Annotated in this window: 22 protein-coding genes; 13 read left to right on the top strand and 9 right to left on the bottom strand. The window is 69.7% G+C overall.

Annotation, left to right across the window (positions count from 1 at the left end; translation table 11 throughout):
- Positions 1-31 precede the first annotated feature (31 nt).
- Entirely contained in the window at positions 32-1,420 is a 1,389-nt protein-coding gene (locus ACZ6MZ_RS06060) for a mercuric reductase (RefSeq protein ID WP_469350081.1), read from the top strand.
- 165 nt (positions 1,421-1,585) lie between these two features.
- Here the strand turns inward: ACZ6MZ_RS06060 and trxA are convergent, their stop codons facing one another.
- Together trxA and ACZ6MZ_RS06050 are read right to left on the bottom strand one after the other, a co-directional pair.
- Positions 1,586-1,918: a thioredoxin gene (gene trxA, locus ACZ6MZ_RS06055; protein WP_469350079.1), complete on the bottom strand. Its 333-nt coding sequence runs from the start codon at positions 1,916-1,918 to the stop codon at positions 1,586-1,588.
- On the bottom strand, positions 1,915-2,406 hold the full coding sequence (locus ACZ6MZ_RS06050) for a MerR family transcriptional regulator (protein WP_469350077.1): 492 nt from the start codon (positions 2,404-2,406) through the stop codon (positions 1,915-1,917). The genes trxA and ACZ6MZ_RS06050 overlap by 4 nt, the downstream gene beginning before the upstream one ends.
- Positions 2,407-2,648: 242 nt before the next feature.
- Between ACZ6MZ_RS06050 and ACZ6MZ_RS06045 the strand changes: the two genes are divergently transcribed.
- Positions 2,649-4,067 (top strand): glycoside hydrolase family 16 protein, encoded by a 1,419-nt coding sequence (locus tag ACZ6MZ_RS06045; RefSeq protein WP_469350398.1) that lies wholly within the window; start codon positions 2,649-2,651, stop codon positions 4,065-4,067.
- Between the two features lie 64 nt (positions 4,068-4,131).
- On the opposite strand, the gene ACZ6MZ_RS06040 is transcribed toward ACZ6MZ_RS06045, so the two are convergent.
- The gene (locus ACZ6MZ_RS06040; protein WP_469350075.1) at positions 4,132-4,563 is read right to left on the bottom strand and encodes a protein-tyrosine phosphatase family protein; all 432 of its coding nucleotides are present in this window, start codon (positions 4,561-4,563) and stop codon (positions 4,132-4,134) included.
- Between the two features lie 134 nt (positions 4,564-4,697).
- On the opposite strand from ACZ6MZ_RS06040, the gene ACZ6MZ_RS06035 reads away from it, so the two are divergent.
- Together ACZ6MZ_RS06035 and ACZ6MZ_RS06030 are read left to right on the top strand one after the other, a co-directional pair.
- Positions 4,698-5,564, top strand: coding sequence for an AraC family transcriptional regulator (locus tag ACZ6MZ_RS06035; RefSeq protein WP_469350396.1), 867 nt, complete (start codon positions 4,698-4,700; stop codon positions 5,562-5,564).
- Between the two features lie 187 nt (positions 5,565-5,751).
- The gene (locus ACZ6MZ_RS06030) at positions 5,752-6,420 is read left to right on the top strand and encodes a DUF4870 domain-containing protein (protein WP_469350073.1); all 669 of its coding nucleotides are present in this window, start codon (positions 5,752-5,754) and stop codon (positions 6,418-6,420) included.
- A gap of 52 nt (positions 6,421-6,472) precedes the next feature.
- On the opposite strand, the gene ACZ6MZ_RS06025 is transcribed toward ACZ6MZ_RS06030, so the two are convergent.
- On the bottom strand, positions 6,473-7,792 hold the full coding sequence (locus ACZ6MZ_RS06025; protein ID WP_469350071.1) for a glucarate dehydratase family protein: 1,320 nt from the start codon (positions 7,790-7,792) through the stop codon (positions 6,473-6,475).
- 118 nt (positions 7,793-7,910) lie between these two features.
- Between ACZ6MZ_RS06025 and ACZ6MZ_RS06020 the strand changes: the two genes are divergently transcribed.
- Positions 7,911-8,702: an IclR family transcriptional regulator gene (locus ACZ6MZ_RS06020; protein WP_469350070.1), complete on the top strand. Its 792-nt coding sequence runs from the start codon at positions 7,911-7,913 to the stop codon at positions 8,700-8,702.
- A 130-nt stretch (positions 8,703-8,832) separates the two neighbouring features.
- On the opposite strand, the gene ACZ6MZ_RS06015 is transcribed toward ACZ6MZ_RS06020, so the two are convergent.
- Positions 8,833-10,197, bottom strand: coding sequence for a cation:dicarboxylate symporter family transporter (locus tag ACZ6MZ_RS06015; protein WP_389783774.1), 1,365 nt, complete (start codon positions 10,195-10,197; stop codon positions 8,833-8,835).
- Between the two features lie 136 nt (positions 10,198-10,333).
- Here ACZ6MZ_RS06015 and ACZ6MZ_RS06010 point away from each other — a divergent pair, with 136 nt between their 5' ends.
- From ACZ6MZ_RS06010 to ACZ6MZ_RS05990, 5 genes are all read left to right on the top strand, one after another.
- Positions 10,334-12,004 (top strand): sensor histidine kinase, encoded by a 1,671-nt coding sequence (locus ACZ6MZ_RS06010; RefSeq protein ID WP_469350068.1) that lies wholly within the window; start codon positions 10,334-10,336, stop codon positions 12,002-12,004.
- Positions 12,001-12,702, top strand: coding sequence for a response regulator (locus tag ACZ6MZ_RS06005; RefSeq protein ID WP_469350067.1), 702 nt, complete (start codon positions 12,001-12,003; stop codon positions 12,700-12,702). The genes ACZ6MZ_RS06010 and ACZ6MZ_RS06005 overlap by 4 nt, the downstream gene beginning before the upstream one ends.
- A 106-nt stretch (positions 12,703-12,808) precedes the next feature.
- On the top strand, positions 12,809-14,161 hold the full coding sequence (locus ACZ6MZ_RS06000; protein WP_384181543.1) for an extracellular solute-binding protein: 1,353 nt from the start codon (positions 12,809-12,811) through the stop codon (positions 14,159-14,161).
- Positions 14,162-14,166: 5 nt separating this feature from the next.
- Positions 14,167-15,102, top strand: coding sequence for a carbohydrate ABC transporter permease (locus tag ACZ6MZ_RS05995; RefSeq protein WP_469350395.1), 936 nt, complete (start codon positions 14,167-14,169; stop codon positions 15,100-15,102).
- Positions 15,102-15,938: a carbohydrate ABC transporter permease gene (locus ACZ6MZ_RS05990; protein WP_384181541.1), complete on the top strand. Its 837-nt coding sequence runs from the start codon at positions 15,102-15,104 to the stop codon at positions 15,936-15,938. The genes ACZ6MZ_RS05995 and ACZ6MZ_RS05990 overlap by 1 nt, the downstream gene beginning before the upstream one ends.
- Before the next feature lie 41 nt (positions 15,939-15,979).
- Here the strand turns inward: ACZ6MZ_RS05990 and ACZ6MZ_RS05985 are convergent, their stop codons facing one another.
- Positions 15,980-17,005: an ATP-dependent 6-phosphofructokinase gene (locus ACZ6MZ_RS05985; RefSeq protein ID WP_384181539.1), complete on the bottom strand. Its 1,026-nt coding sequence runs from the start codon at positions 17,003-17,005 to the stop codon at positions 15,980-15,982.
- Positions 17,006-17,335: 330 nt separating this feature from the next.
- Between ACZ6MZ_RS05985 and pta the strand changes: the two genes are divergently transcribed.
- From pta to pyk, 3 genes are all read left to right on the top strand, one after another.
- Positions 17,336-19,420 (top strand): phosphate acetyltransferase, encoded by a 2,085-nt coding sequence (gene pta / locus ACZ6MZ_RS05980; protein ID WP_469350064.1) that lies wholly within the window; start codon positions 17,336-17,338, stop codon positions 19,418-19,420.
- A 65-nt stretch (positions 19,421-19,485) separates the two neighbouring features.
- Positions 19,486-20,718, top strand: a complete 1,233-nt coding sequence (locus ACZ6MZ_RS05975; RefSeq protein WP_469350393.1) for an acetate kinase — start codon at positions 19,486-19,488, stop codon at positions 20,716-20,718.
- 74 nt (positions 20,719-20,792) lie between these two features.
- The gene (pyk, locus tag ACZ6MZ_RS05970; RefSeq protein WP_384181535.1) at positions 20,793-22,223 is read left to right on the top strand and encodes a pyruvate kinase; all 1,431 of its coding nucleotides are present in this window, start codon (positions 20,793-20,795) and stop codon (positions 22,221-22,223) included.
- 84 nt (positions 22,224-22,307) lie between these two features.
- On the opposite strand, the gene ACZ6MZ_RS05965 is transcribed toward pyk, so the two are convergent.
- From ACZ6MZ_RS05965 to ACZ6MZ_RS05955, 3 genes are all read right to left on the bottom strand, one after another.
- Complete coding sequence (locus ACZ6MZ_RS05965; protein WP_389783786.1) at positions 22,308-23,573, bottom strand: hypothetical protein; 1,266 nt, start codon at positions 23,571-23,573, stop codon at positions 22,308-22,310.
- Entirely contained in the window at positions 23,563-24,111 is a 549-nt protein-coding gene (locus ACZ6MZ_RS05960) for a DUF6114 domain-containing protein (protein ID WP_384181530.1), read from the bottom strand. The genes ACZ6MZ_RS05965 and ACZ6MZ_RS05960 overlap by 11 nt, the downstream gene beginning before the upstream one ends.
- A gap of 96 nt (positions 24,112-24,207) precedes the next feature.
- Complete coding sequence (locus tag ACZ6MZ_RS05955) at positions 24,208-24,846, bottom strand: DUF6230 family protein (protein ID WP_384181528.1); 639 nt, start codon at positions 24,844-24,846, stop codon at positions 24,208-24,210.
- Between the last annotated feature and the right edge of the window lie 26 nt (positions 24,847-24,872).

Raw genomic sequence — 24,872 nt, 5'->3', positions numbered from 1 at the left:
ACGCAGGAAAACACAGGGTTACGATCCTCCTGTGTCAGACGAGAGCTATGAAGTGATTATGGTCGGGACCAGCCAGGGTGGCCGGTTCCTCCCCGTCGATCTGGCGAAGGCCGGCAAGAAGGTGGCGCTCGTCGAGCGCGACCACCTAGGTGGCGTCTGTGTGAACAGCGGGTGCACCCCGACCAAGACGATGGTCGCCAGCGCGCGCCTGGCCTACCAGGCACGGCGCGGCGCGGAGTACGGCGTCCGGACCGGTCCGGTGTCGGTCGACCTCGCCGCCGTGCGGGAACGCAAACGGGCGATGGTCGCGGGCGCGCGGGAGAACTACGCGAGCCGCCTGGCGCAGGACGGGCTCGACCTGATCGAAGGCGAGGCCCGTTTCACGGGGCCCAAGACGGTCGAGATCGCCCTGGGGGACGGCGGGACGCGGGAGATCAGCGCGCCGGTGATCGTCATCGACACGGGCGCCGGGCCCAGGCCGCTGGCAATCAGCGGCGCGCAGAACGTCCCTGTCCTGGACTCAACGTCGATCATGGAGCTGGGCGAGCTCCCTGAGCACCTGATCATTCTCGGCGGGGGCTACATCGGGCTGGAATTCGGGCAGATGTTCCGCAGGTTCGGCAGCGAGGTCACGATCGTCCAGACCGGCCCGCGCCTGCTGATGATGGAGGACGACGACATCTCCGACGAGGTCGCCGCCATCTTGCGCGAAGACGGGATCACGGTCCTGACGTCGGCGACGCCGGACCGGGTCGAGGACGCAGGCCGCGGGCGGGTGCGGCTGACCGTTCGCACGCCGGACGGCGAGCAGCAACTCGAGGGCTCCCACATGCTCGCGGCAATCGGCCGCGTCCCCAACACGGAGGCGCTCGCGCCGGCGGCGGCCGGCATCCGGCTGCGCGACAACGGCTTCATCGAGGTCGACGACTACCTGGAGACCTCCGTCCCCGGCGTCTACGCCATGGGAGACGTCAAAGGCGGCCCGGCCTTCACCCACCTCTCCTACGACGACTACCGGATCCTGCACGCCAACCTGCTCGGCCGCGAGAAGGTGAGCACGCTGGACAGGATCGTCCCGTACACCGTGTTCATCGACCCGCAACTCGGTCGCGTCGGCCTGACCGAGCGGCAGGCCAGGGAGCAGAACCGCGCGGTCCGCGTCGCGAAGCTGCCGATGAACGCCGTCATCCGGGCCCTGGAGACCGGGGAGACCCGCGGCTTCATGAAGGCCGTCATCGACGCGCACACCGGCCAGATCCTCGGCGCTGCCGTGCTCGGCGCGGAAGGCGGCGAGATCATGACGATCATCCAGGTCGCCATGCTGGGCAAACTCCCGTACACCGCCATGGCGAACGCCGTCTTCACGCACCCGTTGCTGGCCGAGGGCCTCAACAGCCTCTTCATGACGCTCGACGCCTAGCTCGGAGCGTGTCTCAGCAACCGGCAACCCGAGTCGATCGCGCACCGCGACCAGTCCTCATCCGGCACCAACCGCTCAACCAGATCCGTCATGCACGGTTCAACGAGCGATCAGTCCATAAGAAGCGATGTCTTAGCCCGCCAACCCGCGAACCCGTCGAGGAGCTCACAGCACCTCTGCCAGTTCCTGGAGCAGCTTGCGCTTGGGGCGTGCGCCGACCATCGATTTCACCGGTTCGCCCGCGCGGAACACCAGGAGCGTGGGCATCGCGAGTACGCCGTACCGCGCCGTGATCTCCGGGTTGGTATCCACGTCGAGCTGCACGATCTTGATCCGGCCGGCCTCCTCCGAGGCCAAGGCGCTCAGGACCGGTGCGAGCTGTCGGCACGGACCGCACCAGTCGGCGGTGAACTCCACCAGGACCGGCAGCCCGGAATTCAGTACCGCGTCGTCGAAGTCCGCGTCGGTGACCGCGTCGACGCCCTCTATTGTGATCATTTCTCTACGCCTCCATAGCTTTCGTCGCTCTCGTAACCGCCGTAATCCATCGCGCCCGTCAGCGTGCCCGTCAGCTCGCACCGCGGTTCAGAACCGCCCAGCCCGTCCGCGTCCACGCCGGCCGCCGGCCCGGTGCGCGCCTCTTCGGCCCGCGCGAGCTGCGCCCCGACCTGGGCGCGGACCGACTGGAGCTGGTCGATCAGACCGTCCAGCTCGGTGAGCTTGCGGCGATAGACGGCGAGCGAGGCAGGACAGGAGTCCCCCGCCGGATGCCCGGCGCGCAGGCACTCGACGAACGGCCGCGTCTCCTCGAGATCGAACCCGACGTCCTGAAGGGTCCTGATCTGCTGGAGGAGCCGCAGATCGTTCTCGTCGTACGTGCGATAGCCGTTCACCCCCCGCCGGGCGGGCAGGAGACCACGGGACTCGTAATAACGCAGAGTGCGGGTGGTCGTCCCGGCCCGCTCCGCCAGCTCGCCGATGCGCATGTCTCCGACCGTAATCCTTGACGCCGAGGTCAAGGCAAGCGCTCGTCCTCCGCCCTGACGGGCTCAGCCGGTGAACCGTTCGGGAAGTTAACGCGCCGCAGCCCATTGACGCCCCCTTCCCGCGCCACTACAAGACGTACTGAGAGCGCTCTCAATCCTTCCTCTGCACGCTTCGCACCGGAGGTCCTTCCTTGAGAACGAGCCGCATCAGACGTACGCCCCTCCTCACCGCGGTCCTCGCGATGACCGTCGCCCTGGCCGGCTTCATCGGCGTCACGGGCGCCGGCACCGCGCGCGGCGCCGTACCGCCCGCGCCCGGCTGGAACCTGCAGTGGAGCGACGACTTCAACGGCGCCGACCGCACCCCGCCGTCGTCCGCCAACTGGCAGACCGACACCGGCCACGGCTACCCCGGCGGACCCGGCAACTGGGGCACCGGCGAGATCCAGAACTACACCGCGAGCCCCGACAACCTGAGCCTCGACGGCAACGGCAATCTCCGCATCACCCCCCTCAGGGACGGCGGGGGCAACTGGACCTCGGCGCGGGTGGAGACCAAGCGCGCCGACTTCAAGGCTCCGACGGGCGGCACCCTCCGCATCGAGGGCCGTATCCAGATGCCGAACGTGACGGGAAGCGCCGCGCTCGGCTACTGGCCGGCCTTCTGGGCCCTCGGCTCGCCGTACCGCGGCAACTACTGGAACTGGCCGGGCACGGGCGAGTTCGACATCATGGAGAACGTCAACGGCATCAACTCGGTCTGGGGTGTGCTGCACTGCGGCGTGAACCCGGGCGGCCCCTGTAACGAGACCACCGGCATCGGCGCCAACCGCGCCTGCCCCGGGGCAAGTTGCCAGTCCGCCTTCCACACCTACCGGTTCGAGTGGGACCGCTCCGTCACCCCGAACGAGCTGCGCTGGTACGTGGACGACCAGCTCTTCCACACCGTGCGTCAGGACCGGGTCGACGCCGGCACGTGGGCCAATATGACCGACCACGCCGGGTACTTCATCCTGCTCAACGTGGCGATCGGCGGCGCGTTCCCCGACGCGCTGGGAGGCCCGACCCCGACCGCCGCGACCGTTCCCGGCCACCCCATGCTCGTCGACTACGTGGCCGTCTGGACCCGCGGCGGCGGCTCGACGCCGACGGACCCGCCGACGAACCCGCCCACCGACCCCCCGCCGTCGGGCTCCTCGCAGCTGTACGCACGGACCGGCGCCGGACTCGGCGACTCCGCGGGCTCGGCCGCGACAGCCACCGTGGCCTCGGCGGGCGGCGCCAACTACGACGGATCCCCGCACAGCCCGCAGGTGTTCACCTCCAGCGGGATCACCCGGACGTACAACGGCGGCTCGACGCAGTTCGACCTCTTCGTGGACTCGGGCACCACGGTCGGCAACGGCCAACAGGTCAGGGTGAGTTACGACCGTACGGGCGACGGAACCTGGGACCGGACGGAGACGTACGGGTACTTCGCGACCGACCCCGTCGCCGGCTATGAGCACTACACCCAGGCGAAGGGGCTGAACTCGGCCACCGGATCGCACGGCAATCTGGTCAACGGCAAGGTACGTATCGAGGTCTGGAACGCCATCGGCAACGGCGCCGGCACCCTCGGCATCGGCAACCAGTCGGTGGTCCGTATCCCGTTCAACTGACGCGCGGCCGTCGCTTCCCGCCGGGAACCCGTAGGGGGCCCGGCGGGATTCAGGACGCCGCCCGTCAGTCGGCGAAGCGCAGCACGTACCGCCGCTGCCAGGGCGTTTCCACGGCGTGGCGGTCATAGTGCCGCCGTACGAAGTCCACCGCCTCGCCGGCCGGCACTCCGTCCAGGACGGCGAGGCAGGCCAGCGCGGTGCCGGTTCGTCCACGGCCGCCGCCGCAGGCGAGCTCGACACGTTCCTCGTCGGCGCGAGCCCAGGCCTCACGAAGGATGCGCTGGGCGTCCGTACGGCTGCTGGGCAGCCGGAAGTCCGGCCAGCGCAGCCACTGGGCCTCCCAGGGGACCTCGGGTGGCTGCTTGCCGAGGAGATGGACGGCGTACGTGGGCACCTGACCGGCCGGAAGCGGCCGGCGCAGCCCTCGGCCTCGGACCAGGCGTCCGGAGGGAAGGCGCAGCACTCCCGGGTCGGTGGGCTTCCAGGTCTCGGTCACCCGCTCAGCCTAGGCGGTGTCCGGTCAGCGGTGTCCGGTCGGTCTTCGTGGGCCCGACCGGGGCGGGCACAGAATGTCGGGTCCGGCAGGGTGACTTCTTCCTAGTGTCGGTGACCGAAGGGAAGGAGGCCGGGGTGCTGGAGCGGCTGAACCAGGCCATGGAGCACATCGAGGGCCATCTCGACCAGCGGATCGAGGTGGCCGAGCTGGCACGGATCGCTCTGACATCGGAGTACCACCTGCGGCGGCTGTTCTCCGCGCTGGCCGGTATCCCGCTGTCGGAGTACATCCGGCGCAGGCGGCTGACCGTCGCGGGCGCCGAGGTGCTCGCCGGAGAGCGAACGCTCCTGGCGGTCGCGGTGCGCTACGGCTACGGATCGGGCGAGGCGTTCGCGCGCGCGTTCCGTGCCGTGCACGGCGTCGGTCCGGGTGAGGCCAGGCGGACCGGTGCGGCTCTGCACTCCCAGCCACGGATGTCCTTCCGTCTCATCGTCGAAGGGAGTGGCAGCATGCGATACCGGGTTGTGGAGAAGGAGGAGTTCCGGGTGGTGGGCAAGAAGGCTCGTGTCCCCCTCGTCCACGAGGGGATGAACCCGGCCATCGCCTCGTTCATCCGGGGCATCGGCCAGGAGACACTGCGGCAGATCGAGGAGCTGTCCGACGGGGAGCCGAAGGGGATCGTCTCGGCGAGCGACAAACTCGCCGACAGCCGGGCGGAGGGGACCGAACTCGACTACTACCACGGCGTGGTGACCCGTTCCGCCGCACCCGAGGGCATGGACACCCTCACCGTTCCGGCGGGCATGTGGGCCGTCTTCGAGAACTCGGGGCCGTTCCCGCAGGCGCTCCAGTATCTGTGGCGGGACGTGTTCACCCAGTGGTTCCCGTCGAACCCGTACCGCAGCAGGCCGGGCCCCGAGATCCTGCGCACCCGCCTGTCCCCGGACGCGGCACAGGCCGACGCGGAACTGTGGATCCCCGTGGAACGGACCGCGGTCTGAACGGACGGCATCGTCCAACCCGCGCGTTGCCGGTCAAGTAGCGTGTGGGGAAGGGTTGTTGAGGGACGGGCGCTGTACGATGCACGCGCGTGAATCGGGGTTCGTCGGGCCTTCCGTCGCTGTGTCGCGGGGCGGGCGGGACGAGCCGCTCGGCGGTGACGTGTATGCGTGACGAGGGATGAGGGCCATGAACGCGATACCCAGCCCCGGCCGGCACCCGCATGACGTCGAGTCGTGCGACTGCCATCCCTGCCAGCTCTTCCGCTACCAGCGGCAGTACGGGCCCGCGCCCGGACAGGCACCGCGCTCGGTTCCCGGCGGCGGCGCGGTGCCGCCGCCGCCTGCGGGACCGCCGCCCGGAGTCGCGCCGGGGTACGGGCCACCGCCCGGAGTCGCACCGGGGTACGGGCCGACTCCCCCCGGATACGGGCCGACTCCCCCGGGGTACGCGCCCGGGAGCGGTGCGCCGGCGGGAGGCGGGGCGAGTGAGCGGACGCTCGCCGCGGTGGCGCACTGGTCACCCCTGCTGGTGGCGTTCCTCGCCGTGCTGCTCTTCCCGCTGATGTGGCCGCTCTGCTGCCTTCCGCCTCTCATCCTGATGACGACGGCGAAGACCGAGCACCTGCGGGACCAGGCCCGTGAGGCTCTGAACTGGCAGCTCACCGTGCTGATCGCGGCGTTCGTCTGCTATCTCGTCACCCTGGCGGCGGGAGCCGTCGGGATGGTCCTGAGTCTGCTGCTGTTCGCGGGCTGTCTGATCCTGCAGGTCATGGCGGCCGACGCGGCCAGCCGGGGAGAGCGGCATCGCTATCCCGTGTGCATCCGGTTCGTGAACGCGACCCCCGCGGGGCGCTGACCGCTCCGGGTCCGCCGCCTCGTACGAGTGTCACCGTCACCGCCGCCCGGGGTCACCAGCGCGGGACGGCGGGGGTGACCCAGTCGGGGTGGGCGACGCGCATGGCGGCCGCGTCGTCGCGGTCACGCAGGGCGCCGTCGTCGTCGAGCCAGCGCCGGTGGAGTACAGCGAGCCGGTCGCGGTCGAGTTCGACGCCGAGCCCGGGGGCGTCCGGTACATCCAGGCAGCCGTCGGTGAAGGTGAGCCGCTCGGTGATGACGTCCTCGGTCTGCCAGGGGTAGTGGCTGTCGCAGGCGTAGTCGAGGTTGGGGACGGTCGCGGCGACATGGGTCATCGCGGCCAGGCTGATACCGAGGTGGGTGTTGGAGTGCATGGACAGGCCGACCCCGAAGGCCCGGCAGATGGCGGCGAGTTCGCGGGTGTTGCGCAGCCCGCCCCAGTAGTGGTGGTCGCTCAGCACCACCTGGACCGCGCCGCGCGTGAACGCCTCGCGGATCTCGGCGAAGGTGGTGACGCACATATTGGTGGCCAGCGGGACACCGGCGCGGGCGGCGACCTCTGCCATGCGCGGGGTGCCGCTGGTGGGGTCCTCCAGATACTCCAGGACCCCGCGCAGCTCGTCGGCCACCTTCAGCGACGTCCGCACGGTCCAGGCGCCGTTGGGGTCCAGGCGCAGCGGCTGTCCCGGGAAGCGCTCGGCCAGCGCCCGGACGGCGGCGATCTCCTCCGCCGGCTCGTACACCCCGCCCTTGAGCTTGAAGGAGGTGAAGCCATAGTCGCGGGCGAACCGTTCGGCCTGCGCGACGATCCCGGCCGGGTCCACGGCGGCGCCCCAGTCGTCGGGTTCGCCCGCGCCGTCCGGGTGCTCGGCCCAGCGGTAGAAGAGGTACGCGCTGTACTCCACCCGGTCGCGGATCCTGCCGCCCAGCAGCGCGTGGACGGGCAGCCCGATGGCCTTGCCCCAGGCGTCCAGACAGGCCACCTCGAAGCCGGAGACGACCGAGAGCCGCAGCTTGTCGGCGGTCTGCACGCCGCGCAGTCCGCCGACGTCGACGGAGTCGTCCACCCGGGCGGAGTCCACCGCGACCTGGCCGGCCAGCGTGACCAGCCCGTTCAGGTCGGTGACGCTGTGCCCGGGGAGCCGCTCGGCGAACGGCCGTGCCAGCTCCAGGTACTTCGTATCGCCGTAGGTCTCCCCGATCCCCGTTACCCCGCCGGCCGTGACCACCTCCACGATCAGCCGGGGCGTGTACGGCTGGTGCACGCCCTGGGTGTTGAGCAGCGGCGGGTCGGCGACGAGGATCGGGGTGAGCCGTACCTCGGTGATGGTCAGATCCGCCGTCGTCGCCGCGTCGGCCGTGAGAGCCGTCATGCCATCGTCTCCCTATGTAGATGATATCTACGTATGGAGCTGGAGGTTAGAGACGTGGACGAGGAGCGTCAATACCCGCGGCCGCGCGCGGCGCGCGCCGCCGATTACGATCTGAGGCATGTCCGACACCGGGGGCGTACGCGAAGTGAAGTCGGCGGCCCGCACCGCGGAGCTGCTGGAGCTCCTCGCGGCACGGGCCGACCGGCCCGCCCGGCTGCGGGAGCTCGCCGAGGAGCTCGGGGTGCCGCGCAGCAGCATGTACGCGCTGCTCCAGACCCTGATCGACCGCGGCTGGGTCCGCACCGACGACACCGGATCGCTCTACGGGATCGGCATACGGGCGCTGCTCACCGGCACCAGCTATCTGGACAGCGACCCGCGCGTCCAGGCCGCGCGCCCGTACCTCGACGAGGCGTCCGACGCGCTCGGCGAGACCATCCACCTCGCCCGGCTGGACGGTGGTGACGTCGTCTATCTCGCCACCCGCGAGTCGCACGAGTACCTGCGTACCTTCAGCCGCGTGGGCCGCCGGCTCCCGGCGCATGTGGGGGCGCTCGGCAAGGCCCTGCTCGCGGAGCGGGATCCCGAGGAACTGCCGCTGCCCGAAGGCCCGTTGGGGCAGCTCACCGCCAACACGCACACCGACCGCGGGTCGCTCGCCGCCGACCTCGCACAGGTACGGGAGCGGGGCTACGCGATCGACCGCGAGGAGGGCGTCGCCGGCATCACGGGCTTCGGCTTCGCACTGCGCTACGACACACCCGCCGCGGACGCGATCAGCTGCTCGGTGCCGACGGCGCGGCTCACCGAGGAGCACGAACGGCGGATCGTCGCCGTGATGCGAGAGATCAGGACGAAGGTCGAGGAGGTCGTGCCGCGGGCGGGCGGGCCGACCCCGCAGTGGCGCTAGGCCCTGTCCGGCGGATCTTCGCGGGCCCGCGAGCGAACGCGTGCGCGGGGATGGGTCATGGAAAACGGACCGGCCCGCACGGAAGCGCCCCCGTGCGGGCCGGTCCTCGCTGGGCCGGGGTAAGGGGGGGTCAGACCCCGGCCTGGGTCTTCTCTCCGTCGCGCGGCGCCGGCACCTCCTGCGGTGCGTCGGCGTCACCGCCGTGGCCGTCGTCCAGCAGGGTCTTCTCGTCGAACGGGATCTGGCCGGCCAGCACCTGGTCCACCCGCGCCTTGTCGATCTCCTTCGTCCAGGTACCAACCAGGACCGTGGCGACCGCGTTGCCCGCGAAGTTCGTCATGGCCCGCGCCTCGCTCATGAAGCGGTCGATGCCGACGATCAGGCCGACGCCGTCGACCAGCTCGGGCCGGTGCGACTGAAGCCCGCCGGCCAGCGTCGCCAGACCCGCGCCGGTGACACCCGCCGCGCCCTTGGACGCGATGATCATGAAGACGAGCAGCGAGATCTGCTCCCCGATGGAGAGCGGGTCGCCCATGCCCTCGGCGATGAAGAGGGAGGCCATCGTCAGATAGATGGCCGTGCCGTCCAGGTTGAAGGAGTAGCCGGTCGGCACGGTGATGCCGACGACGGGCTTGCTCACACCCAGGTGCTCCATCTTCGCGATGAGCCGGGGAAGCGCCGACTCGGAGGAGGAGGTGGAGAGGATCAGCAGGAACTCGCGGCCCAGGTACTTCAGCAGCGAGAGGATGTTGATGCCCGCGACCAGCCTCAGCAGCGCGCCGAGCATGACGAAGACGAACAGCGCGCAGGTGACATAGAAGCCGATCATGATGATCGCGAGCGACTTCAGGGCGTCGAGGCCCGTCTCACCGACCACGGCCGCCATGGCGCCGAAGGCACCCACCGGCGCGACCCACATGATCATGGCGAGGATGCGGAAGACCAGGCGCTGGATGTGCCCGATGCCCCGCAGCACCGGCTCACCCGCCGAGCCCATCGCCTGGAGCGCGAAGCCGGCCAGCAGCGCCACCAGCAGTGTCTGGAGCACCGAGCCCTCGGTGAAGGCCGACACCATCGTGTGCGGAATGATGCTCAGCAGGAAGTCGGGAAGGGATTCACTCGCGCCTTCCGCCTGGGCCGCTCCCGCGCCGCGGGTGGCGTCCGTGAGGTGGAGGCCCGAGCCGGGCTCCAGGATGTTGCCGACGACCAGGCCGATGGCCAGCGCGACGGTCGACATCACGATGAAGTAGCCGAGGGCGAGCCCGCCGACCGCTCCGACCTTCGCGGCCTTCCTGACCGACCCGACCCCCAGCACGATCGTGCAGAAGATCACGGGCGAGATCATCATCTTGATGAGGTTCACGAAGCCGGTACCGAGCGGCTTCAGCTCCACAGCGACACCGGGAGCCGCGAAGCCCACCAGAATGCCGAGCGCTACGGCTGCGATCACCGCGATGTACAGATAGTGGGTACGGTCCCGCCTTGCTGCGGCCACGGGTCCTCCTTGACTCGTCCCTGCAATGCCCCCGTCCCTGTCCCGAGGGGTCTCGGAGACTATCCACCACGCATGTGATGCCGGTCACCCTTGTGTTCATTTCGTTCATATGAATGCGGCGATGCAGACTTGCTTCATGCACCTGCCCCGTCCGCGCAGTCTCGCCGCCCAGCTCTTCGCCATGCAGGTCGTACTGGTCGCGGCCGTCGTGGCGGGGTGCTCGGTCTTCGCCTATGTCACAGGTCGTGCCCACACGGACGAGACCGCACGCAAGCAAGTTCTGGCCACCGCGCGGACGATGGCTGATTCGCCCTCTGTACGGGAAGCGATCCGTACGGCAGACCCGACGGCCACGCTCCAGCCGTACGCGGAACGGGTGCGGCGGGACACCGGCGTCGACTTCATCACAATCATGAACCCGCAGGGGATCCGCTGGACGCACCCCGATCCGGGGCAGATAGGGATGCCCTTCCTGGGCCGTACGGCTCCGGCGCTGCGCGGCGGTACGTTCACCGAGACGTACACCGGCACGCTCGGCCCGTCCGTGCGGGCCGTCACCCCGGTGCGGGACGGCGGCCGGGTCATCGGTCTGATCAGCGTCGGTATCACCGTGGACCGGATCTCCACCGAGGTGACCCAGCAGGTCAAGGTGCTGGCCCTGACGGCGGGGGCCGCGCTGGCGCTCGGCGGTCTGGGGACGTACGTCATCAACGCCCGGCTGCGCCGGCACACCCATGGCATGAACGCCGCCGAGCTGAGCCGGATGCACGACTACCACCAGGCCGCGCTGCACGCCGTACGCGAAGGGCTGCTGATGCTCGACGGGCGGCGCAGCATCGCGCTGATGAACGACGGCGGCCGGGAGCTGCTCGGTCTCGACGACTCCGCGGTGGGCCGTCCCGTCACCGAGCTGGGGCTGCCCGCGCCGCTCACCGACGCGCTGCTCGCCCCGGAGCCGCGCGTCGACGAGGTGCATATGACCGCCGATCGGATCGTGGTGGTCAACACCAGTCCGGTGGTCGGCGGTGAGCGGCGCGGTACGGTCATCACCCTGCGCGACCACACCGAACTCCAGGCGCTTTCCGGGGAGTTGGACTCCGAGCGTGGTTTCACCCAGGCTCTGCGCTCACAGGCTCATGAGGCGGCCAACCGGCTGCACACGGTGGTCTCGCTGATCGAGCTGGGGCGGGTGGAGCAGGCGGTGGAGTTCGCCACGGCGGAGCTGGAGCTGGCCCAGGCGCTCACGGACCGGGTGGTCGGGGCGGTCGGCGAGCCGGTCCTCGCGGCGCTGCTGCTGGGGAAGGCGGCGCAGGCCAACGAACGCGGGGTGGAGCTGGTGCTCGCCGAGGACAGCCGGATCGACGACGGTGTGCTGCCCCGGACGCTGCCGGCCCGCGATCTGGTGACCATCCTGGGCAATCTGATCGACAACGCCGTGGACGCGGCCCAGGGCGGCGAGGGCGCGCGGGTCACCGTGACCGCGCTCGTGGACGGCCGGGAACTGCTGCTCGGCGTGCGGGACACCGGGGCCGGGGTCGATCCCGGTGACATGGACGAGGTGTTCCGGCGCGGCTGGTCGACCAGGGGGCCAGGCCGGGGGCTCGGGCTGGCGCTCGTACGGCAGGCCGTGCACCGCGCGCACGGGACGGTGGAGCTGACGCGGGGCACGGAGGGCGGCGCGGTGTTCACCGTACGGCTGCCGCTGGGCGCGCGGAACGCCGCTGTGGTGGCGCCGCGCGAGGACGCGGACGGTGCCCGCAACGCCGACGGTGCCCGCAACGCCGACGGCGTCGAGGCGGCCCGGTGACCGCCACCGGCCCCCTGAGCCAGGCGATCCGGGTGCTGGTGGTCGAGGACGATCCGGTCGCGGCCGACGCCCATCAGCTGTACGTGGCCCGGGTGCCCGGCTTCGCCGTCGCGGGCGTCGCCCACTCGCGGGGGGAGGCGAGCCGGCTGCTGGAGCGTACGGACATCGATCTGATCCTGCTCGACCTCTACCTCCCCGACGGGCACGGGCTCCAGCTCCTGCGCAGTCTGCGCGCCGGCGGACACCAGGCGGATGTCATCGCCGTCACCTCGGCGCGCGATCTCGCCGTGGTGCGCGAAGGCGTGTCCCTCGGAGTCGTTCAGTACGTCCTCAAGCCCTTCACCTTCGCGACCCTGCGGGACCGGCTCGTCCGGTACGCGGAGTTCCGCGCGGCGGCCGGGGAGGCCAGTGGCCAGGACGAGGTGGACCGGGCTCTCGGCGCGCTCCGGTCGCCCCATCCGGCCTCGCTGCCCAAGGGGCTGAGCGCTCCGACGCTGGAGGCCGTGACCCGTACGCTGCGCGCGTCCGCCGACGGGCTCACCGCCGCCGAGGCCGGAATCAAGACCGGGATCTCCCGCATCACCGCGCGCCGCTATCTGGAACACCTGGTCTCCAACGGGCGCGCGGAACGCAGCCCGCAGTACGGGCAGATCGGGCGCCCGGAGCTGCAGTACCGCTGGATCTCCGCCACCCGCTGATCCGGGGACCGGCAACGACCGGGTCCTGCACGGGGATTGACCTTGGTAACGGCCCAGTCCTACGGTCGCCGGGCAGCCCTCACCGGCTCATGAGGAGGTCGTGCCCGTGCGCCCCACCGCTCCGCTGATCCTCGTCGCCGTACTCGCCGCCGGTTCACTCACCGCGTGCGGCGGCGGTTCAGGCAGTGATCCGGACACCATCAAGGTCGCCTACAACCGCTCCACGGACAACAAGATCCGCTTCAAGGACAACTACCTGGAGTCCGTGAAGAAGCAGTTCGAGAAGGCCCATCCGGGCAAGAAGGTCGAGCTCATCCCGATCCAGGCCCCGGACAACGACTACGCCACCAAGGCGCAGCAGATGATGCGCTCCCCGAAGACCGCCCCGGACCTGGTCTACGAGGACACCTTCCGCATCAATTCCGACATCAAGGCCGGCTATCTGCGCCCGCTGGACGAGTATCTGGCGACGTGGGACACCTGGGACCAGTTCGTCGACACGGCGAAGGCGGCGGCCAAGGCGGACGACGGCAAGACGTACGGCATCCCCGACGGCACCGACACCCGCGGCCTCTGGTTCAACAAGAAGATCTTCGCCCAGGCGGGCCTGCCCGCCGACTGGCAGCCCAAGAACTGGGCCGAGGTGCTGGACGCGGCCCGTACCGTCAAGGAGAAGGTCCCCGGTGTCATCCCGCTGAATGTCTACACCGGCAAGGGGCCCGGCGAGGCAGCGGTGATGCAGGGCTTCGAGATGCTGCTGTACGGCACCGGCGCGGACCCCCTCTACGACCCCTCCGCCAAGAAGTGGGTGGCGGGCAGCCAGGGTTTCCGGGACGCGCTGGGCTTCGTACGGACGGTGTACGCGGAGAAGCTCGGCCCCGATGTCTCCGACGCCCTCGACCCCAATATCGGCACCCGCGTCGCCACGGAGTTCTTCCCCGAGGGGAAGCTCGCCATCTCCCTGGACGGTTCCTGGATGGGCCAGAACTGGATCAACAAGGGCCCCAAGGAGTGGCCTGACTGGTCGACGGATCTCGCGCAGGCACCGATGCCCACACAGCACGGGCAGGCGCCCGGCAAGGTGTCGATGTCCGGCGGCTGGACGTGGGCGATCCCGCAGAAGTCCGCGAACCCGGACCTCGCCTGGGAATTCATCACCACGCAGCAGACGAAGGACAACGCTGTCGAGTGGGATGTGGTCGCCGCGCAGATCGCCGTACGCAAGGATGTCGCGGCCGATCCCCGCTATCTGAAGTCCATGCCGGGCATCGAGTTCTTCACCGGGCTGGTCGCGGCCACCCACTACCGCCCGGCGCTGCCGGTCTATCCGCAGGTGTCGACGGCGATCGGTGAGGCGATGGAGAAGGTCACCACGGGTGACGGGTCTCCGGCGGACGCGGCGAAGGACTACGACGACCAGCTGAACACCATCGTCGACGGTGCGGTCGTCAGCAAGTGAGCGCGCTGGATACGGCCGACGCCACGGGCACGCCAGGCCCGGCGCGGTCGGCCCGCCCGGCGAGGAAGGCTCCCGCCGGGCGGCAGCAGGGACGGCTGTGGCGGTGGGTGCCGCTCGCCCCCGCCACGATCCTGCTGCTGCTCTTCCTGGCAGGACCCATCGGCTACTGCGTCTGGATCGCGTTCACCAACACCCAGCTGACCGGCTCGTCGACCTCGGACTTCGTCGGCCTGGCGAACTTCCGCCGGGCCTTCGCCGACGAGAACTTCCGCAACGCCGTCTGGCTGACGCTCGTCTTCACCTTCATCTCGTCGATCGTCGGCCAGAACACCCTGGGGCTGGCCCTGGCGGGGCTGATGCGCACCGCCTCCCGGCCGGTCCGTACGCTCACCGGCTCCCTGGTGATCGCCGCCTGGGTGCTGCCGGAGATCGTCGCGGCGTTTCTGCTCTATGCCTTCTTCCGCCGTGAGGGGACGCTGAACGCGATCCTGGACTGGCTCCATCTGCCGTCCCAGAACTGGCTGTTCACCCTGCCGATCCTGGCGGTGTCGTTCGCCAACGTCTGGCGCGGCACGGCGTTCTCCATGCTGATCTACTCGGCCGCGCTGTCCGAGATCCCCCAGGAGATCACGGAGGCGGCGCAGGTCGACGGCGCGAGCGGGGTGCGGCGGCTCTGGCACATCACGCTGCCGATGATCCGCCGTTCCATCGGCACCAACCTGATGCTCAACACCCTCTCCACGCTCTCCGTCTTCGGCCTGATCTGGGCGATGACCCGAGGTGGTCCCGGCAACCGCAGCCAGACCCTGCCGGTGTTCATGTACGACCAGGCGTTCCTGAAGAGCCTGATCGGGTACGGCACGGCGGTCGCGCTGCTCCTGCTCCTCGTCGGCTCGCTCTTCTCCCTCGTCTATCTGCGGCTGATGAAGGTGGAGGTCTGATGACGCGCTCCCTCAGCCGCCGTACCCGCGGGCGCCTCGCCGCGGACGCCTCGCTGCTGCTGACCGCGGCGGCGTTCGCGGTGCCGCTGCTCTGGCTGGTGCTGGCGTCCGTCGACGCCGAGGCCGATCTGCGGGTACGGGCCCCCTCGTCGCTGACCACGGAGAACTTCGCCGGGGTCCTCACCGACGAGATCACCTTCACGCCGATGCTCAACAGCCTGCTGCTGTGCGGGAGTGCGACGCTGCTGACGGTGGTGTGCGCGGCACTGGCCGCGTATCCGCTCTCCCGCTATCGCTCGCGCTTCAACCGTCCGTATCTGCTGACGATCCTGTTCACGACGTGTCTGCCGATCACCGCGATCATGGTGCCGGTGTACGGGCTGTTCGTACAGGTCGATCTGGTCGACACGATGTACGGCACGTCGCTCTTCCTCGCCACCTCCCAACTGCCCTTCTCCATCTGGCTGATGAAGAACTTCATGGACGGGGTGCCAACGGTCCTGGAGGAGGCGGCCTGGACGGACGGGGCCTCGAACCTCCAGACCCTGACCCGGGTGGTGCTGCCGCTGATGGGGCCGGGGCTGACGGTGGTGACGATCTACACGTTCATCCAGCTCTGGGGCAATTTCTTCGTACCGTTCATGCTGCTGCTGACCCCGGACCAGCTGCCCGCGTCGGTCTCGATCTTCAACTTCTTCGGCAACTACGGATCGGTGATCTACGGTCAGCTGGCAGCGTTCTCGATCCTGTACTCGGCGCCGGTCCTGGTCCTGTACATCCTGATCTCACGCCGGCTGGGAGGCGGTTTCGCGCTGGGCGGCGCGGTGAAGGGCTGACGGGTGATGGTCCGGCGGAGCCTCCCCCGCCGGACTGTGCCCTAGAAGACCGATTCCGCCTCGTGCATCCGGTCCTCGGGGACCGTCTTGAGCTGGGTGACCGCCTCGGCCAGCGGGACCATCTCCACCGCTGTCCCCCGCAGCGCCGTCATCCGCCCGAACTCGCCCCGGTGCACCGCCTCCACCGCGTGCCAGCCGAACCGCGTCGCGAGCACCCGGTCGTAGGCCGTCGGGGTACCGCCGCGCTGGACATGGCCCAGGATGACCGGCCTGGCCTCCTTGCCGAGCCGCTGTTCCAGCTCCGCGGCGAGGCTGTTGCCGATGCCCTGGAAGCGCTCGTGGCCGAACTTGTCGATCTCGCCCTTGCCGTACTCCATCGAGCCCTGCGCCGGATGCGCGCCCTCCGCGACACAGATGACCGCGAACTTCTTGCCCCGGGAGAACCGCGCCTCGACCATCTTCACCAGGCTGTCGACCTCGAAGGGCCGCTCCGGCAGGCAGATGCCGTGCGCGCCGCCCGCCATGCCGGACTCCAGCGCGATCCAGCCCGCGTGCCGGCCCATGACCTCGACGACCATCACGCGCTGGTGCGACTCAGCGGTGGTCTTGAGCCGGTCGATGGCCTCCGTGGCGACCGTGACGGCGGTGTCGAACCCGAAGGTCCGGTCCGTGGAGTAGATGTCGTTGTCGATGGTCTTCGGTACGCCGACGACGGGCATCCCCGCGTCGGAGAGCAGCCGGGCCGCGGTGAGTGTGCCCTCGCCGCCGATCGGGATGAGCGCGTCGATGCCGTACCGGTGGGCCAACTCGGCGCAGTTCTCGGCGGCTTCGCGCAGCCGGCCGCGCTCCAGCCGGGCCGAGCCCAGGATGGTGCCGCCGCGCGCCAGGATGCCGCTGACGGCGTTGAGGTCGAGGGTGCGGTAGTGGCCGTCGAGCAGCCCCTTGAATCCGTCCTCGAATCCGATGACTTCATCTCCGTGCCCGGTTTTGGCCCGGTGCACGACCGAACGGATCACTGCGTTCAGGCCGGGACAGTCGCCGCCTGCGGTGAGAACTCCGATACGCATCGTGCTGTGTCTCCTGCTCGCTAGTGCTGTGCTTTTCTGGGGGGCGGGCCTCCGGCCCTCCAGCATGAGCCAGGTTCGATCCTCCCACGGTCGATCGGGGCCGTGCGCCTCCGACCGTCGCGCCGGCCGCGGACCCCGGTCAGGGGGCGTCCTGCCTGGTGTTTCCTCGCCTTTTGATCCACGGTCGCCTTAATCACCCGCGGAGGTATTGTCAAGAGGGCATTGTCACCCTAACGGGAATTTTTGTTCACTGAGCCGGGACATCCCATCGGGCGCGGGGGCACCCCGCTCTGCGCGGGGCGTCCCACGAGCATGGACGGGAGAGCACGCGTGACGCGCAGCGTGTACGTGACCGGGATCGACCGCGGAGACGGCCGGCAGGTCGTCGAGCTGGGAGTCATGGAGCTCCTGACCCGCCAGGTCGACCGGGTGGGGGTGTTCCGTCCGCTGGTGCACGACGGCCCCGACCGCCTCTTCGATCTGCTGCGTGCCCGCTACCGGCTGTCACAGGACGCGGCCACCGTCTACGGCCTGGACTACCACGAGGCGTCCGCGCTCCAAGCCGAGCAGGGCACCGACGAGCTGGTCTCCCGGCTGGTCGGCCGCTTCCACGAGGTGGCGCGGGAGTACGAGGTCGTTCTCGTCCTCGGCACGGACTTCGCGGCCACCCAGCTCCCCGACGAGCTGTCGCTCAACGCCCGGCTCGCCAACGAGTTCGGGGCGTCCGTCATAGCCGTGGTGGGCGGCAAGGGCCAGACGGCCGAGTCCGTACGGGCCGAGGCGCGCAACGCCCACCGCGCCTACCAGGTCCTGGGCTGCGATGTCCTGAGCGTGGTCGTCAACCGGGTCGCCGCCGAGGACCGCGAGGTGATCGCCGAGCGGCTCAAGGCCCGGCTCCCGGTCCCCTGCTACGTCCTCCCGGACGAGCCGGCGCTCGCGGCCCCGACCGTCGCCCAGATCACCCAGGCCCTGGGGGGCACGGTGCTGCTCGGGGACGACTCGGGCCTGGCCAGGGACGCGCTCGATTTCGTCTTCGGCGGCGCGATGCTGCCGAACTTCCTGTCCGCGCTGACCCCCGGCTGCATGGTGGTCACCCCGGGCGACCGCGCGGATCTGGTGGTGGGCGCCCTCGCCGCGCACTCGGCGGGCACCCCGCCCATCGCGGGCGTGGTGCTCACCCTCGACGAGCGGCCCGGCGATTCCATCCTGACCCTGGCCGCCCGGCTGGCGCCCGGCACCCCCGTCGTCTCGGTGCCGGGCAGCTCCTTTCCCACCGCGACCGAACTCTTCGGCCTGGAAGGGAAGTTGAGCGCGGCCACGCCACGCAAGGCGGAGACCGCGCTCGGGCTGTTCGAGCGCCATGTGGACACCGCCGATCTGCTGGCCCGGCTGTCGGTGGCCCGCAGCGGCCGGGTGACCCCGATGATGTTCGAGCACGAACTGCTGGAGCAGGCCCGCGCGCACCGCCGCCGTGTCGTCCTCCCGGAAGGCGCCGAGGAGCGCGTGCTGCGCGCCGCCGACGTCCTCGTACGCCGTGACGTCTGCGATCTCACCCTGCTCGGTGACACCGACGCCATCCGGAAGAAGGCCGCCGACCTCGGTATCGATCTGAGCACCACGCAGCTGATCGACCCGGCCACCTCCGAGCTGCGCCAGGAGTTCGCCGAGCGGTACGCGGGGCTGCGCGCCCACAAGGGCGTGACGGTGGAGCTGGCGTACGACGTCGTGGCGGACGTGAACTACTTCGGGACGCTGATGGTCCAGGAGGGCCTGGCGGACGGCATGGTGTCCGGCGCGGTGCACTCGACGGCCGCGACCATCCGCCCGGCCTTCGAGATCATCAAGACCAAGCCGGACGCCTCGATCGTCTCCTCGGTCTTCTTCATGTGCCTGGCGGACAAGGTACTGGTGTACGGCGACTGCGCGGTCAACCCGGATCCGGACGCGGAGCAGCTCGCGGACATCGCCGTCCAGGCGGCGGCCACCGCCGCCCGGTTCGGGGTCGAGCCGCGGATCGCGATGCTCTCGTACTCCACCGGCACCTCGGGCTCGGGAGCCGATGTCGACAAGGTGCGCGAGGCCACCAAGCTGGTGCGCGCCGCCCGTCCCGATCTGCGGATCGAGGGGCCGATCCAGTACGACGCGGCGGTCGAGCCGTCCGTGGCCGCGACCAAGCTGCCCGGCTCCGAGGTGGCGGGCCGGGCGACGGTGCTGATCTTCCCGGACCTGAACACCGGCAACAACACCTACAAGGCCGTGCAGCGCTCGGCCGGCGCCGTGGCCGTGGGCCCGGTGCTCCAGGGTCTGCGCAAGCCGGTGAACGACCTGTCGCGCGGCGCGCTCGTCCAGGACATCGTGAACACCGTCGCGATCACGGCGATCCAGGCGATCCAGGCGCAGGGCGGAACCGAATGACCGCCGCTTCCACCCCGGCGTCCACCATCCCGGCGTCCGCCACCCCGACAGAAGGCACCCGATCCGTGACCGCGCATGCCACCCGTGTCCTCGTCCTCAACTCCGGTTCCTCGTCGGTGAAGTACCAGCTGCTGGAGATGAAGGACCACTCCCGCCTCGCCGTCGGTCTGGTCGAGCGCATCGGTGAGCGGGACTCCCGGCTGGTGCACACCCCGCTGACGGCCGGCGCAGGAGGCAAGCGCGAGCGTACGGGGAAGATCGCCGACCATACGGAGGCCCTGCGGGCGGTCGCGGACGAGCTGGCGCGGGACGGGCTCGGACTCGACTCCCCCGAGCTGGCGGCGATCGGCCACCGGGTCGTGCACGGCGGGCTGAAGTTCAGCGAACCGACCGTCATCGACGACGGGGTGCTGGCGGAGATCGAGCGGCTGGTGCCGGTGGCGCCGCTGCACAACCCGGCGAATCTCACCGGTATCCGTACCGCCCGGGAGCTGCGTCCGGACCTGCCGCAGGTCGCCGTGTTCGACACCGCGTTCCACACGACGATGCCGGAGTACGCCGCCCGCTACGCCATCGACACCGAGACGGCCGACGCCCATCGCATCCGCCGCTACGGCTTCCACGGCACCTCGCACGCGTATGTCTCCCGGAAGACCGCCGCGTTGCTGGGCAAGGATCCCTCCGAGGTGAATGTGATCGTCCTGCATCTCGGCAACGGCGCCTCGGCCGCGGCCGTCGCGGGCGGCCGGTGTGTGGACACCTCGATGGGACTGACCCCCTTGGAGGGGCTGGTGATGGGTACCCGCTCCGGAGACATCGATCCGGCGGTCACGTTCCATCTCACGCGGGTCGCCGGGATGTCCGTGGACGAGATCGATGAACTTCTCAACAAGAAAAGCGGTCTGGCCGGCCTCTGCGGGGACAACGACATGCGGGAGATCCGCCGCCGGGTCGACGAGGGCGACGAGCGGGCACGGCTCGCCTTCGACATCTACATCCACCGGCTGAAGAAGTACATCGGCGCCTACAGCGCGGTGCTCGGCCGGGTGGACGCCGTGGTCTTCACGGCGGGTGTCGGTGAGAACGCCGCGGCGGTACGGGAAGCCGCCGTCGCAGGTCTGGGACCGATGGGCCTGGCGGTGGACGCCGATCGTAATGCCGTACGTTCCGATGAGCCGCGGATCATCTCGCCGGACGGTGCCAGGACCGTGGTGGCCGTGGTCCCGACCGACGAGGAACTGGAGATCGCCCAGCAGACCTTCGCACTCGTCGGCGAGGTTCGAACAGTCGACGCCTGAGCGGCCGCCCGCCCATTTGTACTTTCCACCAGACGGAATATTCCGCGTCGAAACAAACCGATAGGATCCGCCTCATGCGCCGTTCCAAAATCGTCTGCACACTGGGCCCCGCCGTCGACTCGTACGAGCAGCTGAAGTCGCTCATCGAGGCCGGTATGAATGTGGCCCGTCTGAACATGAGCCACGGGAGTCACCCGGAGCACGAGGAGCGGTACAACCGCGTCCGCAAGGCGGCGAAGGACACCGGCCGCGCGGTGGGTGTGCTCGTCGACCTCCAGGGCCCGAAGATCCGTCTGGAGACCTTCGCCGAGGGACCGGTCGAGCTGGTGCGCGGTGACGAGTTCACCATCACCACCGAGGACGTCGCCGGCGACAAGTCCATCTGCGGCACCACCTACAAGGGCCTGCCGGGCGATGTCTCCAAGGGCGACCAGATCCTGATCAACGACGGCAACGTCGAGCTGCGGGTCGTCGCGGTGGAGGGCCCGCAGGTCAAGTCCATCGTCATCGAGGGCGGGGTCATCTCCGACCACAAGGGCATCAACCTGCCCGGCGCGGCGGTCAATGTCCCCGCCCTGTCCGAGAAGGACATCGACGACCTGCGCTTCGGCCTGCGGATGGGCTGCGACATGGTCGCGCTCTCGTTCGTCAGGGACGCGCACGACGTGCTGGACGTCCACAAGATCATGGACGAGGAGGGCCGCCGCGTCCCCGTCATCGCCAAGGTGGAGAAGCCGCAGGCGGTGGACAACATGGAGGCCGTCGTCGCGGCGTTCGACAGTGTCATGGTCGCCCGCGGTGACCTGGCCGTCGAGTACCCGCTCGAAAAGGTCCCGATGGTGCAGAAGCGGCTCATCGAGCTGTGCCGCCGCAACGCCAAGCCGGTGATCGTGGCGACCCAGATGATGGAGTCCATGATCACCAACTCCCGTCCCACCCGCGCCGAGGCGTCCGACGTCGCGAACGCGATCCTGGACGGCGCGGACGCGGTCATGCTCTCCGCCGAGTCCTCGGTGGGCGCGTACCCGATCGAGACGGTCAAGACGATGTCGAAGATCGTGGTCGCCGCCGAGGAGGAGCTGCTCTCCAAGGGCCTCCAGCCGCTGGTGCCGGGCAAGAAGCCCCGTACGCAGGGCGGTTCCGTGGCCCGCGCGGCCTGTGAGATCGCGGACTTCCTGGGCGGCAAGGCGCTGGTCGCCTTCACCCAGTCCGGCGACACGGCCCGCCGCCTCTCCCGCTACCGCGCGGCCCAGCCGATCCTGGCCTTCACCACGGACGAGGCGACCCGCAACCAGCTCTCGCTGAGCTGGGGCGTGGAGTCCTTCATCGTCCGCTGGGTGGGCAGCACGGACGAGATGGTCGACCTGGTCGACGAGGAAGTACTGAAGCTCCAGCGCTTCAACGAGGGCGACGCCATGATCATCACGGCCGGCTCGCCTCCCGGCGTCCCCGGCACCACGAACATGGTGCGCGTCCACCACGTGGGCAGCGGCGACCGCGACTGACCCGTACGCCCCTGGCATGGCTGTGGCCCGCACCCCGGTGGGGGGTGCGGGCCACAGTTTTTCCCGCGGCTCCCGGGAGGTCTGTCAGTCCGTCATGTAGTTCTGGAGGCCGGGGACCGTGAGCGTGCCGCCGAACTGGCCCGCCTGGGTGACCTGGACGTCCGTGAAGAAGGCGAACGGGACGTTCAGCGGGGGCGGAGTCTGAGGGCTGAAGGTGATCGGGATGAGGCCGAAGAGGTTGCCCTTCAGCTCCTCCGTGTACATCGTCACCTCGCCGTCGCGGATCGTGGACGTGGAGCCTTCGCGGGCCTTCACATGGGCCGTCTTTCCCTGCGGGTAGACGACGGTCTGGTGCAGGTCCTTGATGTCCAGCGACGACGCGGTGAACTTCAGCGCCTTCTTGATCTTGCCGCTGCCGGTCTTCACCTCGACGATGCCGTGGTAGTCGAGACCGTTCAGCGTCAGCCGCGTGCTCTGCAGCTTCCACGGCTCGTCCGGCAGCAGCGGGATGCCCGGCTCCAGATCGGCCGCGGCGAGGGCCTCGGGGTCGGCGGTCGGGCAGGGGAAGGGTTCCTTCCCGTCCGCGCCGGCCGGTATCTCGTCGTCCTTGCGGGCGTCGAGACCCTTCGCGTCCTCGTCCAGCTCCTCGACCGTGGCGCCGGCCTGGTCCGCCGCTTCCTTGATGGCGTCCTTGATCCCGTCCACGGCCCCGTCGGCCGTGTCACCCACCGGATCGTCCGGCTTCGGCTCGGACGTGGGCTTCGACGTCCCTCCGGTGTCCGGCTTCCCGGTGGTGCTCGGCGCCGGGCTGCTCGTCGTCCCCTTGCCGGGAATGCCGAGGATGTCGCCCAGCGCGTCACCCAGACCCAGCGGATCCAGCGGGTTCTTGCTCTCGGTCGGCTCCGGAGCGGCGGGAGCCTTGGACTCCGGCTCCTTCGGCTGGTCCGGCCCGGAGGTCGAAGCCCCTGACGGCTTCGCGTCCGTACCGTCCCCGGCCGTACTGCTCGCGGACGGGCCGGGCGTCGCCGAGGACGAGGGCGACGGCGACCCGGACGGCTTCGCCGACTCGGAAGGAGAGGGCGACTCGGACGCGTCGGGCTCGTCGGAGCGGGTCACACACGGACCCGGCGCGAAGGGTATGTCCTTGTTGTCGTCGGCCAGCGCGAGCCTGGGGGTGAGCCCCATCCCTACGAAGACCGCCGTCGGCATCGCGGCCAGAGCCATCGCCTTGCCGGCGGGTATCTGCAGCTTGGTCAGGAGCGACTTCCTGGGGGCCGCGTGGCGCGGCCCTTTTCTCACCCGGGAATCATCGCCTCCGGCCGCGAACCGCTGCGTTTCTTCACCCCGCACTGTTCCTCCCGCCGTTGGCATGGGCAGTCATATCCGTCACGTTCGGGTCCTCCCCCTCGCGCGGACCGGGGAAGAGGGGGTCGTCGGCGCCCTCGGGCTCCGCAGACCGGTAGTGGGGGATGTCGTTCTCGGCGGCGTGCTCGGCCGGCTTGCCCGGTGCCCAGGAGAGGGAGAGCGCGCCACCGAACAGGGCGAGCAGGAAGCCCAGGAGAAAACCGCCGATGTTGGAGACCGGGATCGACACCAGCGCGAGCAGGATGGCGGCGACACCGGCGAAGACGCGGACGATGCTGTGGAACCACATCGTCAGCCCCAGCGTCACCAGCAGTACGCCGATGATGAGCGAACCCGCACCGGCCGTGGTGGACATGGCCAGCGTGAGGTTCCCGAGGTGCAGCTTCGCGTACGGGAAATAGGCGATCGGCAGTCCGCCGAGAAGAGTGAACAGGCCCGCCCAGAACGGCCGGGCGCCTCGCCAGGCCCGGAAACGAAGCCGCCAGTACGTGAATCCGCGGGAACCTGTGGACTCGGCGCTCATGGAAAACAGCTCCCTGGAAGCGGTATCGCGATGAAAGACAGGGGGCCGAGCGAGCCGAACAGTCCTGGGACCGTACGGCCCGCCCGGGAAAAGTGCTTAGTAGCACTCGTACTTGCTGGGGTCACCGACTTTGAGCCTCAGGTTGAGGTCAGGAAGCTTGAACGTGCCCGCGGTGGTCGCCCAGGCGGTCTGCTTCACGTCGGTCAGCGTGGCCGTCTCGGCCTGCTGGGCGAAACCGTACGGATTCGCCTTCGTCCCCGGCTGAATTCCCGGGGACTTGTTCGCGCCGGCCGCCACACCGATGTCGATGTTCTTGAACACCGCGTCGGCGTCGAGGGACTCGACATCCAGGTACAGGTTCTCGGCCTCGATGTCCCTCCCCTTGTTACCGGCGTTCAGCACCAGCGTGACGCTGGTGTTGAGCAGCGGCAGCGGGGTGACCACGGACTGGCACATGGCCGTGATCTCGGCCGTCTTGAACCCGGAGACAGCAACCGGGTGGATGGCCTTCTTGCCTTCGAGGTCGGTCCCCTCGGCGACTCCGCCGTACTGCACGAAGTCGTGACCGACCAGCTTGTCGGCCCGCACCTTGAAGCTCTGGCCCGACACGCTGAACGACGCGGCCAGCGCTCCCTGAGCGAGAGCGACACCTATCGCTGCCGTCGCGGCCACGCTCGGCACCATGACGACCGCGAACCGCTTCCATCTGGTCCCGCCACGAACTTGGGACTCCATGAATTTCCTCCTTCTCGGACGTACAT

It is taken from the genome of Streptomyces sp. NPDC042201, from assembly GCF_055582185.1.
The sequence above is the reverse complement of the archived record's forward strand: the minus strand, read 5'-3'. Positions and strand labels throughout refer to the sequence as shown.